The sequence below is a fragment of the Micromonospora sp. WMMD882 genome (assembly GCF_027497255.1).
GTDB lineage: Bacteria > Actinomycetota > Actinomycetes > Mycobacteriales > Micromonosporaceae > Micromonospora.
Genome location: NZ_CP114903.1, coordinates 1,272,933 through 1,288,660, shown reverse-complemented (window position 1 = coordinate 1,288,660; position 15,728 = coordinate 1,272,933). Strand labels below are relative to the sequence as shown.

Genomic DNA, 15,728 nt, shown 5'->3' with positions numbered 1-15,728 from the left:
GCTCCTTGCTCACTTCGTATTCGTGTGACTACTGTCCGCTACTGCCCCGTACCTCATCAGCGTGAACGGCGATATGGTGCTCATGCGCCAGTCCACGCATAGCAGCCAGACCAGCTTCGAAGAGGACGACCCGGGCCACCCACTCTATTGCCATCTGATCCGACGAACCGGACGCGGTCCGCCCGGCCAGGTCGTACGCCGAGAGCCGGCACACGACGTCGGCGTACGGCGCGAAGAAGTCCATCGTGAAGTCCCCGTCCAACTGACGCAGGACCACGAGCACCTGGGCCATCGCCGTGCGCGCCTGCGCGTCGCCGGGGATGCGCCACCCCAACGTGTCGATGAACCGGTCCACCTGCGCCCGCGCGAGCTCCCCCTCGGCTTTCCCGTTCCCGCCCAGGTCAGGGGAGGGAAGGAGGGCCCGGTTGAGCACCGCGCACTTCCCGTTCACGGACATGTTCCGGTCGTCGACGGCCGCCAGCACCTCGCGCACCGAGGCCAGACTGAGCCGTCCGACCCCGGTGAGCGTCTGGATCAGCCGCAGGCGCACCAGATGGGTCTCGTCGTACTCGGCCTGGTTGCGCGCCGTCCGGGCGCCGGCAGGTAGGAGCCCTTCCCGCAGGTAGAACTTGATGGTCGCCACCGGCAAACCGCTGCGCCGGCCTAGTTCCGAGATGCGCATAGAACTCCCCGGAGAAGGGTCGCCAGCCGTCGATCCAGTCTGCCACAGGAATATGACGGAGGCAGCAGGGTCCCACTATCACAGACCAGCCGTGAGGATGGCCGGCTGGGGAAAATGGATAGCAGGACTGGCTAATCGATTAGGGACACCTGCGGAAGAGGTCGGTTAGCATCGTCTGACACTCACCGGCAACTACATTGGGTAACCATGGGCGTCATTGGATATTGCACATCGAGTCTGACCTGGGCTAGCATCGTATCGACATTGAGGCAACGCTATAGGTCTCAATTTACAACCTCCTTCGAACACTGGCCGGCAGGTGGCGCGTACCCCCCGGGGCGACGTCGCCGAGCAGGCGGAAGGGGCGGCCCCTGGACGGAGCCACAGCCACGTCGACTGATTGTTGGATCGTTTCTGCAAGGGGGAGGCCTTCGTGGACGCGAGCGAGAAAGCCGCTGAACGGGTAATCAACTTCATGCAGGGAAACCTGTCTGAACAATTGACGGTAGACGACATGGCCCGGGCGGCCCTGTTCAGCAAGTTTCATTTTTCCCGCATCTTTCAGCGGGTCACCGGAATTTCCCCGGGCCGTTTCCTCTCGGCCCTCCGACTGCAACACGCGAAGAAGCTTCTGACGTCGACCTCGCTGAGCGTCGCGGACGTCAGCCTGCGGGTCGGCTACGCCAGCGTCGGGACCTTCAGCTCCCGCTTCACCAGGAGCGTCGGCCTGTCCCCGACGACCTACCGCCGACTGGGCGGTTTCACCCCGTTCGTCCCGGTGGAGGACAGCGACTCGGTGCTCAGTCGGCCCACCGGCGCGATCCGCGGAAAGGTCGCCGCCGAATCAGGCCACCCGATGGGGCGAATTTTCATCGGCGTATTCCCGCAGCGGATACCGGAGGGACGTCCGGTGCAGTGCTGCATTCTCGACGGCGCCGGTGAATTCGTGCTGGATCCGGTCCCCAGCGGCGTCTGGCATCTCCTGGCGCACTCCGTGGCGGCGGAATCGGAGGACAACCCGAACGGCGATATGACGTTCGTGAGCAGTTACGGCCCGCTGCTCATGCAACGGGACAGCGTGCTGGACGTCGAACTTCCGCTGAAGCCGATGCGAATTGTCGACCCGCCGGTCCTGTTGGCCCTGCTCGACGTCCGGCGGTCGGCGTTGGAACGGGAGCGGGAGCAGCAGTCGATGGCGGCCGGTCGCCGCTAGCCGACCTGACAGGCGTGCCCGTGGGGTCGTCGTCGGTCGGCGGGAGCGCCGGCCGACGGTGACCGCGGGTCACCATGTCGCCGGCCCGGTCCACCATGCGCGGTGGACCGGGCCGGCGACGTCGTGCCCCCCGGTTCGACCCGGCGGGGACGACGGATTGTCGGATGCGCCGGACCCAACCGTTAATCGTGTTTACGCACGCTGTGCCGACTCGGTCCCCGCAGCGTTCAAAGGATGGGACAGGACGCGCCGACCCCGGACGACGGCCCGGGCCGCAGACGGACGACCGACCCGGGCACGGCACGGCCGGACGGTCCGCCCGACGCCGTCACGCGTCGGGCGGACCGTCAGCAGCAGCGTCAGCGAGCCGCCTCGACCCGCATCGGCAGGCCGCCGCGCACCCGCAGCGACAGCATCGGCTCGGGCACCACCCGGTGCCCCGGCGTGAGGCTCAGCCGCAGGTCCCGGGCGATCAGGGCGAGCACGAAGGTCGCCTCGAGCAGCCCGAGGTGGTTGCCGACGCAGAACCGGGGCCCGGCCCCGAACGGCAGGTAGGCGTACCGGGGCCGCTCGTTCGGGGTGGCCGGGTCGAACCGCTCCGGGTCGAACCGCTCCGGATCCGACCAGAACGCCGGATGCCGGTGCAGGGTGTACGAGCAGATCAGCACGTCGGCGCCGGCCGGCACGTCGTACCCGCCGACCCGGTCCGCGCCCTGCGCCTTGCGGGACAGCATCCACACCGGCGGGTACAACCGCATGGTCTCCTCGATGACCATGTTCGTGTACCGGAGCCGGGGCAGGTCCTCGTACGTCGGGAGCCGGTCGCCGAGCACCTCGACCGCCTCCGCGTGCAGCCGCTCGGCCACCTCGGGATGCCTGTCGACCAGGTACAACGCCCAGCCCAGCGTGCTGGCCGTGGTCTCGTGCCCGGCCAGCAGCAGGGTGACCAGCTCGTCGCGCATCCGCTGCCGGCCGTGCCCCGGGTCGGGATCCTCCCGGGTGGACAGGATGAGGCGGGACAGGGCGTCGTCGCGCCCGGTCCCCGCCCCGTCCCGGGCCACCCGGTCGGCCACCAGGTGGTCGACGATGCGCTGCAGGTCGCGGCGGGCCCGCCGGAACCGCAACTGCTTCGGCAACGGCACCCACATGGGCACCGCGCTCATCGTGGCCAGCTCGAACATCGCCTGGTCCTGCATCGCCTCGAACGAGCCGCCGATGGACTGGAACTCGCCCAGGTCGGCGTCGAGCAGGGTCCGGCCCAGCACGCCCAGGGTGAGCGCGGTCAACTCGTGCACCACGTCCACCGGCTGACCGGGTGGCGTACGCCGCAGCCGGTCGACGAACCCGGCCGCCTCCTCGGCGACGGCGGCGGCCTGGCCGGCGATGCGCCGGGCCTGGAACACCGGCTGCATCGTCCGGCGCTGCCGACGCCACAGCTCACCCTCGCTGGTCAGCAGGCCGTCGCCGAGCGCCCGCCGGGCGTGCACCTGCCCGATGCCCTTGTGGTAGTTCTGACTGTTGTCCGCCAGCACGTGTTTGGCGTGGTCGGGGTGGTTGAAGAAGTAGAACGGTTTCGGCGGCGGGGCCAGTCGCACCGCGTCGCCGTACCGCCGGGCGGCCGACGACATCAGTCCCAGCCGGTCCGCGCCGAACATCCAGAGCGTCTTCGCCAGGGCCGGGCCGGTCGGACCGGGTGGCACCCGACGCGCCTCGGTCAGGGTCATGTGCGGACCTCGCTTCGCTCCGGGTCGACCTGCCGGAACCGTCCCCGCAGGAACAGCACCGGCTCGTCGTCGTTCTGCTGCTCGGCGGTGAGCAGCAGACCGAGAAACAGGGTGTGGTCGCCGCCGTCGTACGACCGCCACAGCTCACACTCGAAGCGGGCCAGCGCGCCCTGGATGAGCGGCGCGCCGGTGGCCCGGCCGGGCACCCAGTCGACGGCGTCGAACTGGGCCCGGCCGAGCCCCCGCCAGCGGTTGGCGAAGTGGCGTGCGACGAGTTCCTGGTCGGCGGCCAGGACGGACACCCCGAAGTGGCTGGTGGACTCCAGGGCGGCGTGCATGATGGCCCGCCGGTCCACCGAGATCAGCACCAGCGGCGGGTCCAGGGACACCGTGGTGAACGAGTTGGCCGTCATCCCGTGCGGCTCCGCGCCGCCCACGGTCACCACGGTCACGCCCGTGGCGAAGGCGCCGAAGATCCGGCGGAGCTGCTGGGGATCGGTAACGTCCCCGATCGGTTGCTGGTCGCCGTTCACCTTGGTCCTCCCCTGCGCTCCGGGGTCACGCACGCCGGAGTCATCGCCGCTACACCTTCACCGTCGACGTGTACGGCCGCAGCGCGCGGATGAGCGCCTCGGGCACCCGGGACGGCACCGTACGGGTGTTCGGCCCGCGCATGCAGGCCACCCGCTGCCGTCCCCGGGCCACCACCGTCTCGCCCCCGCCGGGATCCAGCCGGACGTAGTCGAAGCTGAACTCGATCTGGGTCTGCGCCAGGTCCACCAGCCGCATCCGGATCGACAGCTCGTCGAACGCGGTGATCTCGGCGAAGAACTCGCAGTCCACCTTGAGCGTGAACAGCTTCAGGTCGTCCTGCAGGTCGGCCAGCACCTCCGGGGCCTGGGTCTTGAGGAACATCTCCCGGCAACGCCCCTGCCAGCGCAGGTAGTTGACGTAGTAGACGTTGCCGACGAGGTTGGTCTCCTCGAAGCCCACCGTGTGCAGGTACTCGTAGTAGTCAGCCACGACTCAGCCCTCCGTCCGACTGGTCAGCACCGCGAACACCACCGGCGCGCCGCCGCCGCGCAGCGTGGTGCGCAGGGTGGCGATCCGCAGCGCGCCGGAGGCGAACACCACCCAGCCGTCCCGGTCGCCCGGGAGCAACGCGAGCGGAGCGCCCGTGGTCAGCCCCGACTTCTGCAACGACTCGATGGCCGTCCACACCCGGGTCGCCGCGCTGTCCGCGTCCTCCCCGTACTCCCGCTCGACCAGGGTGGCGAGCGGGTGGTGGGCGCCGAGGAGCTGCTGCCAGTCGGTCGCCGACCGGGCCGCCACCGCCTCGACGTCGCACCCCAGCGGGCCGGACGCGGCGACGCAGAGGGTGACCCCCGCGCCGTGCGCGGCGGAGATCGCCCGGTCCCCGTCGACCTGCGGCCCGCCGTCCGGCCGGTACCGCACCTCGACCGGTCCGCCGAGCGCCCGGCCGGCGGCCACCGCGGTGACCGCGCGCCGCTGCGCGACACCCGCCGGCTCGTCCGGGCCGTGCGGCTCCACCACGACCGCCACGTCCGCGCCGACCAGGTCGTTGAGGGACCGCTCCAGGTACGAACCGAGCAGCGTCGGTACCCACGGGCCGGCGCCGCCCTTCTTCCGGACGGCCCGCAACCGCAGACCCTCCCACCGCTCGACGACCTCGCCGGCGGCGTCCCGGACGGCGATGTCGTACACGTACGTGTCGCCGTCCCGGCTGCGTTCGGTGGCGCAGTACCGCAGCTCACCCGCGGCGGCGAGCCGGTCTCCGCCGGGGTACACCCGCTCGATGCCCTGCGGCAGCAGGGTCGCGTCCGGGACGCAGACCTGGTTGCCGTGCATCAGGGCGTCGCGCATGCCGGGGTCGCCGAGCAGCAGCTCACCCGGCAGGTAACCGGCGAACCAGTCGTCGGCCTCGACGGCGGCCACGGCCACGTCGACGTGCCGCGCGGCGGAGCGGTGGTAGCGGCGCAGCCGCTGGAAGCGGCCCCCCTGGAACAGCACGTCGCCGTACAGGTCGCGGTGCGGCTCCATCGGCACCGGCGGCAGACCGTCGGCGATCTGGTCCGGCGGGCCGACCGGGGTCGGCTCGTCGGTGAACCGCAGCCGGGCCCGGAAGTGCTCGGCGGCGAACCCGGTCTCCGCGCTGAAGATGACCAGGTCGACGGTGTCGTCGTCGGTCACCACGCCGGCGATCCGGATGGTGGTCTCCCCGCCCGGCGGCACCACGATCGGGCGCAGGAACTCGGCCTGCTCGATCCAGGGCACCGTGGTCCGACCGGTCAGCGCCACGGCCACCTGGGTCATCGCCTCCATGCCGAACACGGCGGGGAAGAGCAGGTTGCCGTCGAGCAGGTGGTCGTCGAGGTAGAGGTCGGTGCCGGCGGCCAGCCGGGTCTCGGCGACCAGCTCCACACCGTGGTACCGCACCAGCGGCTTGTCCACGAACCGCAGCAACGGCAGCTCCGGCACGTCGTACCGGACGGTGTCGATGCCCTGGGTACGGCCGCTGATCACGATCACCGACGGCGCGTCCGGGTCGGTGACCAGCCGGCGCATCAGCGCGACGCCCTGGTCGAGGGTGACCGGGGTGACGCCCTCGCGGGCCAGGCTCTCCACCACCGACAGCCGCTCCCCCATGCCCACGCCGGACCAGACCGACCACTCCAGGCAGAGGCTGCGGCAACCCGGGTGCTCCCGACCGAACTCGGCGGTCAGGTCGGCCATCCAGTCGTTGGCGGTGGCGTAGTGCGCCTCGCCGCGCAGACCGGCCCGGCCGATGATGCTGCCGAAGGTCACCAGCAGCTTCAGCCGGTCGGGGTCGACCGCGGCCAGCACCGCCCGCAGGCCGCCGATCTTCGGCGCGAAGGTCCGCCGGAAGGCGGCCATGTCCAGCCCGCCGAGCGCGGTCGGCTCGTTGCGACCGGCCCCGTGCAGGACCGCGGTGACCGGGCCGAGCGCCGCGGTGACCTCCTGCACCGCCCGGCGCACCTGCTCGGCGTCGGTGACGTCGGCGCGGGCGTAGTGCACCGCCACGCCGCTGTCGGCCATCCGCCGCAGGTTGCCCGCCAACTCCTCGTCGTCGGCCGGGTCGGACCGACCGAGGACGGCCAGCCGTACCCCGGTCTCCTCGGCCACGGCCAGCGCGCACTCGGCGGTGATGCCCTTGCCGCCACCGGTGACCAGCAGCACGTCCTCGGCGCCCAGCGGCTGGTCGGTGCGGGCGGCCCGGACCGACATCGGCCGCAGGGTGGGCACCCGTCGCGTCCCGTCGGCGTCGTAGTACGCCTCGACGAACTCGGTCGTCGCGGCGACCTCGGCCACCACCCGGTCGACCGCCTCGGCGTCCACCGGGGCGTGCACGACGGTGACCCGGGTGCCCGGCGACTCCAGCCGCAGGGTCTTGGCCAGCCCGGCCGCGCCCCGACCCGGCTGGAACAGCACGAACCGGGTGCGCCCGCCGGCGCCCAACGCCGCCCGGGCCCCGAGCAGCGCCAGCTCCAGGTGCTCCTCCTGGCAGTCCGCCGGCAGGCAGACCAGCACGCCGTCACCGACCCCGCTCTGCTCCAGCCGCTGCCGTAGCCGGCCGGCGACCGGGTGCTCGTCGGGGGCGTAGACCTGCCAGCGCCCGTTGCTCTCGCCGGCCGACCGGGTCGGCGAGGGCTCCGCGTCCAGGTCGACGGAGAAGGCCCGCGCCCACGCCGCCGCGCCGGTCACCACGCTGGTCGTCGCGGTGTCGCCCGGCCGGGCGGTCGACGCCAGCTCGTCCAGTGCCTGGGCCAGCTCCCGGACGGTCGCGGTGGCGAAGTTGGTGGGCGTGCTCGACGCCGGGATGCCCTTGCGCGACGCGGCCTGGTTCACCACCTGCCCGACCGTGATGGAGCTCAGGTGCAGGTCGTCGAGGAGCCGGCTGTCGTCGCGGACCATCTCCAGCGGCAGCTCGGCGCGCTCGGCGGCCAGCGTCCGCAGCATCTCCAGGGTGCTCGCGCCCTCCGCCACGGACGGCGACGCCGACGCGCCGGCCGCGACCGCCGGTCGGACCGCCTCCCGGACGTCGACGTCCGGCGCCTGCTCGCAGGGGCTGGCGAAGAACGCGAACTGCGAGCCGACCTGCAACGGCCGCACCAGCCGGCCGTGGAACAGGCCGGTGTGCACGTCCGACACGCCCACCGCGTACGCCGCCGCGACCACCCGCAGCAGCCCGGCCAGCGACTCGTCGTCGGTGTCCAGGGCGACAGCCGGCACCTCGCTCATCGCGCTGGCCAACCCGCTGAGCACCCGACCCGGCCCGACCTCGACGAACAGGTCGATGTCCTTGGCGGCGACCGCCACGGCCTGCGCGAACAGCACCGCGTCGGTGATCTGCCGGTGCAGCAGCGCGGGCAGGTCGGTGTCGGCGGGCAGCACCTCTCCGGTGACCGTGGACACCACCGGCCGACCGACCTGGCCGAAGGTCTCCTCGGTCAGCCGCGCGCCGAACGCCGCCGCGGCCGGGGCGACCAGCGGCGAGTGGAAGGCGTGCGACACGGCGATCGGGGTCGCGCCCAGCCCGGCGTCGCGGGCGGTGACGCAGAACTCCTCCACCGCGTCCACCGGGCCGGCGACGACGGTCTGGTTCGGCCCGTTGTATCCGGCGACGACCAGCGACGTGCCCCTGATCATCCCGTCGACCGTCTCGGCGGACGCGGCGATGCTGGCCATGGTGCCCGAGGCGCTGTGCTCGGCCATCGTGGCGCCGCGCACCCCGGCCACCCGCAGCAGGGTGTCCCGGTCGATGGCGCCGGCCCAGTGCAGCGCCGACAGCTCGCCGAGGCTGTGGCCGACCGCCACGGTGGCCTCGATGCCGAGGTTGCTCAGCGCGGCCAGCCCGGCGACCGAGCCGGTGACGATGCGCGGCTGGGCGACGTGGGTGGCGACCATGTCGCCGGTGGCCGGCAGCGCCGCCCGCTGGTAGACCTCGTCGACCTCGGCGAACCGGCGGCGCAGCGCCCCGCCGCTGGTGCCCCGCCCGGAGCCCTGGCCGGGAAAGAGGAACCCGACCCGGCCCGGACCGCTGACATGGTTGAGGAAGCAGCGCCCGTCGGCGGAGAACAGCCGGGTCTCCCCCGCGTCCAACGCGTCGGCCACCCGCTGGAGCTGCCGTTCGGCGTCCTCCGGCGAGGACACCACGACCGCCGCCCGGTAGGGCAGGTCGCGCAGCTCGCCGTGCAACGTGGCGGCCAGGTCGGCGAGCTGCGCGTACGCGACGGACGGCACGAAGTCGATCAGCCGCTGGACCCGGTCGCGCAGGTCCGTCGCCGACAGGGCGTCGAACAGCAGCAGCTCCACGTCCTGCTTCGAGGAGGCCAACGACCGGGTCCGGCTGTCCAGCGAGGCGCGGCGGCGGGGCTTGCGCTTCTCCAGCACGACGTGGGTGTTGATGCCGCCGAAGCCCATCGCGGTGATGCCCGCGCGGACCGGCACGTCGGAGGGCCACTCCTCGGCCTTCGGCAGCACCCGCAGCGGCGCGTCGGCGGCGGTGAGCAGCTCGTGCGGGTCGACGCAGCCGAGCGCCGGGGGCAGCACCTCGTGGTGCACGGCCATCGCCGCCTTGATCAGGCCGGCCACCCCGGCCGCCGCCTTGGTGTGACCGATCATGCCCTTGATGGAGCCGATCGCGGCCGGCGGCGCCGCCCGGTCGGCGTCCTGCCGGGCCTGCGACAGCGCCGTCAGCTCGGTGGCGTCACCCACCGGGGTGCCGGTGCCGTGGCCCTCGAACAGGCCTACCGTCTCGATGCCGAAACCGGCCCGCTCGTACGCCCGGCGCAGCGCCAGCCGGTAGCCGTTGACCTCCGGCCGGGTGATGCCGCCCTTGCCGTCGGAGGAGATGCCCCAGCCGGCGATGGTGGCGTAGATCCGGTGGCCGGCCTCCAGCGCGTCCCGCTCGCGCATCAGCACGATCATGCCGCAGCCCTCGCCGGGCCAGAACCCGTTGGCGTTGCGGTCGTAGACGCGCATCTCGGCGCGGGCCAGCGCGCCGGTCTTGGCGAAGCCGACGATCTCGAACGGGTCGATGGACAGGTCCACCCCGCCGGCGACGGCCACGTCGACGTCGCCGTCCATCAGCGACTTGCAGGCGGTCGCGACCGACAGCAGCGACGAGGAGCAGGCCCCGTCGACGGTGTACCCGCCGCCCTTGAGGTCGAAGTGGTTGCAGATCCGCCCGGCGATGGTGTTCGACAGGCCGCCGGCGAGGGTGTCCTCGTCGATGGCCGGGAACGGCGTCTTGTACCGGGTCTCGAAGTCGGCCAGGAACGAGCTGAGCTGGTCGTCGTTCCAGTCCTGTTCCTTGAGCGCGGCGGCCACCATGCGCCGCACGTACGGCCAGCGCAGCCGCATCTGGTTGGCGCGGGAGAACTCACCGGTCAGGCTGTTGCCGACGATGACGCACGTGCGGTCCCGGGGCAGCCCCTCGGCCATCGGGAAACCGGCGTCGGCGAGCGCGGCGGCGGCCACGTCCAGGGCCAGCCAGTGGGTCAGGTCGGTGGAGCGGTACGTGCTCCCGGCGACCTTGTAGGCGATCCGGTCGAACTCGTAGCCCTCGATGACCGCGGCGTTGCGGGCGTAGAACCGGTCCGGGGTGGCCGGGTCGGCGTCCCAGTAGTCCTCCAGTCGCATCCGCACGTCCGGCAGGCGGCGGAAGGCCCGCCGTCCGGCCAGCGCGTTCTCCCACAGTTCCCGGGGGGAGACGGCGTCCGGGTACCGGCACGCCATCCCCACCATCGCGATCCTGCTCATGCCGGCACCGCCTCCTTGCCACCTGTGACCGTGCCGTTGACCGACGGCGCGGGGGCTCCGGCCACCGGCGTCGGGTCGGCGGTCTCCCGCTCGGCGGCCGAGTGTTCGGCGGCGGCCGACTCGGCCGCCTCCCGTTCCCGGCGCGCCTTGTCCACGAAGTGCAGCGACCACAGGAAGCCGCCCCGGACGAGGCAGACGATCGCGGTCGCGAAGAAGATCCCGTACGCGATGCCGAACCCGGTCAGCAGCCCGTAGACGAGCGCCACGCCGGAGCCGAAGGCGAACTGCGCGCCGGGCCGCGACGGTGAGGTGCCCGGGTCGGTCACCATGTAGTTGGTGAACAGCACGAACGCCGTTCCGGTCATCATGGCCAGCGCGCCGGGGATGGACAGGTCGAGGATGACGCCCCGGATCACCGCCTGCAGGGCGAAGGTGAGCACCCAGCCCAGGATGAGCCACATCCGGCCGGTCAGCTTGCCGTTGATCAGGGTGCCGCCGACGATGATCAGCGCCGGCAGCGCCCAGTCCAGCGGGCCGGTGAGGTGCTCGGTGAAGTGGTACGGCGGCGCGATGCTGGCCCACGGGTAGAGCACCAGGATCGCCGCGATGCCGAAGTTCGACGGGTTCATGTAGTGCCGCATCCGGCCCTTGAGCGGGGCCTGGAACAGCCACTTGCCGCCGACGGCGACACAGACGCCGAAGATCAGCACCAGGATCTGGTCGTTGACGTAGATCAGCATGTTCATGGCGAGGCTGGTGATGTGCGCCGGGTAGAGGAACTCCACCAGCCCCCGGAAGCCGTTACCGAGGAAGCGCGGTGGACGGCCCTCGGCCCGGGCGCCGATGATCTCCAGCACGATCTCGACGGTGTACCCGGTGGCCAGCGCCACGAACGGCCACAGCCAGGGCTGCTCGAAGCCGAGGACGAGATACCCGGCGATGTTGAAGACCGAGATGGAGATCGCGAAGTTCCGCAACGCCTTGATGACCTTGGGGTTGTGACGCGGCGGGGCGATCGAGGTCGCAGCCATGTCGGTCACCTTTCCTGAGCCTGCGAGTCGAGCTGGAGCGAGTGCCAGCCCGGGGACAACTGGAGGGTCTGCTCACGCGTCTGTCCGGTCCGGTCGCGCCAGCAGATCCAGACCTCGACCGGGCCGGTGACGTCCGCGCCGAGACCGATGTGGACCTCGTTGCTGCGCTTGCCGGAGTGCCCGCCGCCGCCGTCGACCCGGCCGACGAACTTGCGGCCGTCCGAGGTGGTCACCCGGACCTGCGCGCCGACGGCGGGCGAGCCGACCGTCGCGCCGTCGATCGGGGCGTGGGTCAGCTTGAGGCCGACGAACGCGCCCGGCGACGGGCTGTCGTTGTGGTAGAAGACGGTCTCGTCCCACTGGCGGGCCACGGCGAAGTCCAGTCGGCCGTCGCCGTCGGCGTCGCCGGTGGCGATGCCGCGGGTCGGCACCGGAATGTCGATGCCCAGCTCACCGGCGAGGTCGACGTACCGGCCGTCGTCGCCCTTGGCGAAGAAGTGCAGCCGCTGGCTGCCGCCGATGTCGTCGCCGGCGGTCAGGTGCGGCCACCACAGCGGGTTGCGCAGCAGGTCGTCGTTGGAGGTGGCCAGCTCCTGCAACTGCGGCCAGCGGTTGACGTCGCCCTTGACGAAGCCGGTCGCCTGGGTCACCACCAGCTCGCCGCTGTTGTTGTAGTCGGCCATCTTGACGTCCCAGCCCCAGCCGGACCAGGCCAGCCCGAGCGGCGCGCTCTTGTCGGTGAAGGGCGCCTTGCCGTCGGCGAACTGACGGCGCACGTCCTCGTGGTTCTTACCGTCGTTGACGAACGTGAAGTGGCTCTCCTCGATGCCGAAGCTGGTGGTGATGTTGCTGACGTACATGTCGTAGAGGCCGTCGCGGTCCAGGTCGCCGAAGTCGACGCCCATGCCCTTGAAGGAGTCCTCACCGACCCGCTTCGACTTCGGCGTCCAGGCCCGACCCCGGGCGCTCGACACCACCTCGAACGAGATCTTCCCCGGCGTGGAGGTGTTGTGCAGCAACCGGTCCGGACCGAAGTCGTGGCCCACGTACAGCTCGGGCAGCATGTCCCCGTCGAGGTCGTTGGCGCCCGCGGCGAGCGCCCAGCCCTTGGAGACGTCCCGGGGCAGCACGTTGTCCACCTTCTGGAAGGCGACGGTCGGCTCGGCGCCGGCGGTCGCGCCGGTCCACCGGAAGAAGTAGTCCTCGCCGCCGTTGAACGCCTGTGACATCGAGTGGTTCATCTCCACCCCGCCGTTGACCGAGTCGTCGAGCACCGGCCCGTGCGGGAAGTAGTTGGCGATGAAGATGTCCACGTGGCCGTCACCGTCGAAGTCGTCGATGGCCACGGCGTTGGTGTTCCACTGCGGCTCGGTGTACGTGCTGGCGTCCCCGGGCACCAGCTCGTACGGCCGGTACGCGTCCGTCGACAACGTGGTGGCGCCGGCCCGGGCCAGGTAGATGATCGGGGTCCGACCCCAGAGGTAGACCAGCAGGTCCATCCGGCCGTCCTCGTTGGCGTCGACCGGCGCGCAGCCCATCGGGGCCATCACGTCGTTCATCGGCAGCGGGGCCGGGTCGAGCGCGAACGGCGCGTACCGGTCCTGCGCGGCCCCCGGGGTCGGGGTGACCAGCACCCGGTCGGTGCGCGGGTCGGTGATGCAGAGGTCGTTGGCGAGCCCGTCGCCGTCGAGGTCGTTCATGGCGACGCCGGCGCCCACCGACGAGATCCAGGCGTCGATGTTGCGGTACCGCTGGTTGACCTTACGGATGGTCTGCTGCGGGGCGCCGCCGGGCAACGCGATGGCCATCGGGCTGAAGGCGTAGCCGCCCGCCATGTCCTCCCGCTCCGCCGCCGACGCGCTCGGCAGGCGGGACACGAAGAACATGCTCACGACGAGGGCGAGAGCGACGACTCCAGCCAGGTGCCGACGCAGCCAGCCAATTGTCACTGCCATGTGCTACTTCCTCCCGATGGCCGCGAACTCCTGGGCGACCTGCTGTCGCCAGAGCTCGTAGGCCGGTAGCTGGTCGCCGTCCGGTCCCTCCGGACGGCGCTGAACGGTCAGGCTGGCCGCCGCCACGGCCGGCATTCCGCAGAACACCCGGGTGGCCAGCTCGGTGTGCGGCACGAGCAGACCGGCCCGGATCCGGGCCTCGGCGGCGAACGCGCTGGCCTGCGCGACGAACGGCTGGTGCTCGCCGGCGCGGTTCCAGAAGGTCCGCAGCTCCTCCTCGTCGACGCCACCGGCGTAGGTGGCCGCCAGACCCGCGCCGCTGTACAGGTCCTGGTGGCGCTCCGGCTCGAAGCCGTCGATCGCGTCGGCCACCCGGACCGGGTCGGTGCCGTACACGAACCACATCGCCCGTCCGATGCCCTGGTCGACGGCCCGCGGCACGTAGGACTGCGGGCCGCCGCCGTGCCAGGTGAACGACGGGTCGCGGTACCGGCCGTACACGTACCGGTCGGTCCGGAAGTACGCCTGGTGGAACCCGTAGCCGTCCAGCGCGAGCCAACGCAGCAACGGGTCGGGCAGGGTGAGCCGGGACCACCGGAACCGGGGCACCCGGGCCATCGCCCAGCCGATCCCCACGTACGCCATGTAGACGTGCGGGTCACCGGGACCGATCAGGAAACGGGGGCTGTTGTCCCGCCGCCACGGCGACAGGCCGTCGATGACCGCGTAGGCCATTGCCGCGCCCTCGAAGGCGAACCCACGAAATCGCGGCGGCAGCTCGTCGATACGGCGCCCGGCGACGCTCTGGTCTTTTGCTTCCGCAGCAATTGCGTAACCGGCGAGGAACGATTTTCCGACGTTTTCCAGGATCTCCTTGGACGCCTCGTTCTTGGGGTGGAATCCCCGCACCTCAAGGCTCGTCTCGGAGACGTCCGGCGTGATGATGCGGCGCCTGAGCGCACGCCAAAGATCAGACAAAGCGCCTCCAGGGAAGGAAAGACGAACAACAGCCCGCGCTGCCTTGACAAATACTGTCAGCCGGCCGGGGCAAAGTCTTCTTCCCGCGTGCGAAGGCGGCCGGATTAGGTTTCACACAAAGCGTCGACCTGATCGGCGGCAGATCAGGTCGACGCACAAACAGCGGGCTCCTCCACACACATTAATCCGTGAGCGTCGCCCCGATCTTTCAGTGTTGGCGGGCCAGGCAGTGCCCGCGGATCCGTTGCCGCCACGCCTCGTACGGCGGCACGCCCTCGGCGGAGCGCAGGTCGACCGCGACGTCGTCGGCGAGCGTGGCGGCGGCGTCCACGCTCATGCCGAGCAGGGCGTCGACGGCCGTCGCGGTGTGCGCGGGCACCAGGCCGCTGAACGCGCGCGCCTTGGCCGCGAACACCGCGCCCTGGGCCAGGTCGCCCCGGTGCTCACCGGCCATCACAGGCAGACCGGCCAGGTCCGCCGCGTCGCAGCCGCCGGCGAAGACGGCGGCCAGCCCCACCCCGCTCCACAGGTCCGCGTGCCGTTCGCTGGCGAACCGGCGCACCGCGGCGTCCACGTCGGCGACCCGGGCGCCGTGGATGAACCACAGGGCCCGGCCGACGCCCTGGTCCACCGCGCGGTGGAAGTAGTCGGTAAAGCCCTGCCACGGGTACGGCGCGAGCCGTTCCTGGGCGTCCACGTACCGGGGGGTGTCGAAGTACGCCTTGTCGAAGCCGTAGCCGTCGACGGCGAGCCAGGTCATCGTCGGGTGGTACGGCATGCCGGGCAGGTCGGGCACCACGGTGCGCCACAGCGGCCGGGGCAACCGGGCCATGGCGAAGCCGATCCCGATGTAGGCGAGGAACAGGTGCGGCCGACCCGGCCCGAGCAGCAGCGCACGGGTGCGGGCGCCCCGGCCGCCGCGCATCGCGTCCAGCACCGTGCAGGCCATCGTGGCGCCCTCGTAGGCGAAACCGCGCAGGGCCGGGTCGACCAGCTCCAGCCGGCGTTCCAGCTCCCACTGGTCGCGGGCGTCGATGCCCCACTCGAAGCCGCAGACCACCGACTGGGGCACGGCCTCCAGGTGACGGGCGGCGGCGGAGTCCGGCTGCGGGAAGCCCCGGCGGGCGAAGCCGACCTCCGCCAGTGACGGCGCCAGCACGAGCCGGCGCAGCGAGCCCAGTACGGTCGACATGCGATCCTCCGATGGTGGTAGCACGGACCGACCCGCACGGCGCGGGCCGGCTTGGCCCGCCTGCTCGGGCGGCCGGTGGCCCGGCCGGGCGGGCCGTCGACCGGGTGGGCCCGACAGGCGGCCGGCGCGCCCGGTTCGGGACCGCGTTC

Annotated in this window: 10 protein-coding genes; 1 reads left to right on the top strand and 9 read right to left on the bottom strand. The window is 71.7% G+C overall.

Features of this window, described 5'->3' with window-relative positions; translation table 11 throughout:
* Nucleotides 1-28 precede the first annotated feature (28 nt).
* Complete coding sequence (locus tag O7606_RS04705) at nt 29-682, bottom strand: MerR family transcriptional regulator (RefSeq protein ID WP_281597794.1); 654 nt, start codon at nt 680-682, stop codon at nt 29-31.
* 475 nt (nt 683-1,157) lie between these two features.
* Here O7606_RS04705 and O7606_RS04700 point away from each other — a divergent pair, with 475 nt between their 5' ends.
* Complete coding sequence (locus O7606_RS04700) at nt 1,158-1,895, top strand: helix-turn-helix transcriptional regulator (RefSeq protein WP_281599485.1); 738 nt, start codon at nt 1,158-1,160, stop codon at nt 1,893-1,895.
* A 359-nt stretch (nt 1,896-2,254) separates the two neighbouring features.
* Here the strand turns inward: O7606_RS04700 and O7606_RS04695 are convergent, their stop codons facing one another.
* The 8 genes from O7606_RS04695 to O7606_RS04660 form a co-directional block, all read right to left on the bottom strand.
* A complete protein-coding gene (locus O7606_RS04695) occupies nt 2,255-3,619 on the bottom strand; it encodes a cytochrome P450 (protein WP_281597793.1) in 1,365 nt (454 codons plus the stop codon).
* Nucleotides 3,616-4,152, bottom strand: coding sequence for a flavin reductase family protein (locus tag O7606_RS04690; protein ID WP_281597792.1), 537 nt, complete (start codon nt 4,150-4,152; stop codon nt 3,616-3,618). The genes O7606_RS04695 and O7606_RS04690 overlap by 4 nt, the downstream gene beginning before the upstream one ends.
* Before the next feature lie 49 nt (nt 4,153-4,201).
* Nucleotides 4,202-4,642, bottom strand: coding sequence for an acyl-CoA thioesterase (locus O7606_RS04685; protein ID WP_281597791.1), 441 nt, complete (start codon nt 4,640-4,642; stop codon nt 4,202-4,204).
* A gap of 3 nt (nt 4,643-4,645) precedes the next feature.
* On the bottom strand, nt 4,646-10,423 hold the full coding sequence (locus O7606_RS04680; protein WP_281597790.1) for a type I polyketide synthase: 5,778 nt from the start codon (nt 10,421-10,423) through the stop codon (nt 4,646-4,648).
* On the bottom strand, nt 10,420-11,454 hold the full coding sequence (locus tag O7606_RS04675) for an enediyne biosynthesis protein (RefSeq protein ID WP_281597789.1): 1,035 nt from the start codon (nt 11,452-11,454) through the stop codon (nt 10,420-10,422). Before O7606_RS04675 ends, O7606_RS04680 begins: the two co-directional genes overlap by 4 nt.
* A 5-nt stretch (nt 11,455-11,459) precedes the next feature.
* The gene (locus O7606_RS04670) at nt 11,460-13,409 is read right to left on the bottom strand and encodes a CRTAC1 family protein (RefSeq protein ID WP_281597788.1); all 1,950 of its coding nucleotides are present in this window, start codon (nt 13,407-13,409) and stop codon (nt 11,460-11,462) included.
* Nucleotides 13,410-13,412: 3 nt separating this feature from the next.
* Entirely contained in the window at nt 13,413-14,387 is a 975-nt protein-coding gene (locus O7606_RS04665) for a DUF1702 family protein (RefSeq protein WP_281597787.1), read from the bottom strand.
* Between the two features lie 208 nt (nt 14,388-14,595).
* Entirely contained in the window at nt 14,596-15,579 is a 984-nt protein-coding gene (locus O7606_RS04660) for a DUF1702 family protein (RefSeq protein WP_281597786.1), read from the bottom strand.
* Nucleotides 15,580-15,728 lie beyond the last annotated feature (149 nt).

Bases quoted from the DNA above. Each gene is read 5' to 3' on its own strand.
- O7606_RS04705 (WP_281597794.1), bottom strand. From the start codon at position 682: ATGCGCATCTCGGAACTAGGCCGGCGCAGCGGTTTGCCGGTGGCGACC.
- O7606_RS04700 (WP_281599485.1), top strand. From the start codon at position 1,158: ATGCAGGGAAACCTGTCTGAACAATTGACGGTAGACGACATGGCCCGG.
- O7606_RS04695 (WP_281597793.1), bottom strand. From the start codon at position 3,619: ATGACCCTGACCGAGGCGCGTCGGGTGCCACCCGGTCCGACCGGCCCG.
- O7606_RS04680 (WP_281597790.1), bottom strand. From the start codon at position 10,423: ATGAGCAGGATCGCGATGGTGGGGATGGCGTGCCGGTACCCGGACGCC.
- O7606_RS04675 (WP_281597789.1), bottom strand. From the start codon at position 11,454: ATGGCTGCGACCTCGATCGCCCCGCCGCGTCACAACCCCAAGGTCATC.
- O7606_RS04670 (WP_281597788.1), bottom strand. From the start codon at position 13,409: ATGGCAGTGACAATTGGCTGGCTGCGTCGGCACCTGGCTGGAGTCGTC.
- O7606_RS04660 (WP_281597786.1), bottom strand. From the start codon at position 15,579: ATGTCGACCGTACTGGGCTCGCTGCGCCGGCTCGTGCTGGCGCCGTCA.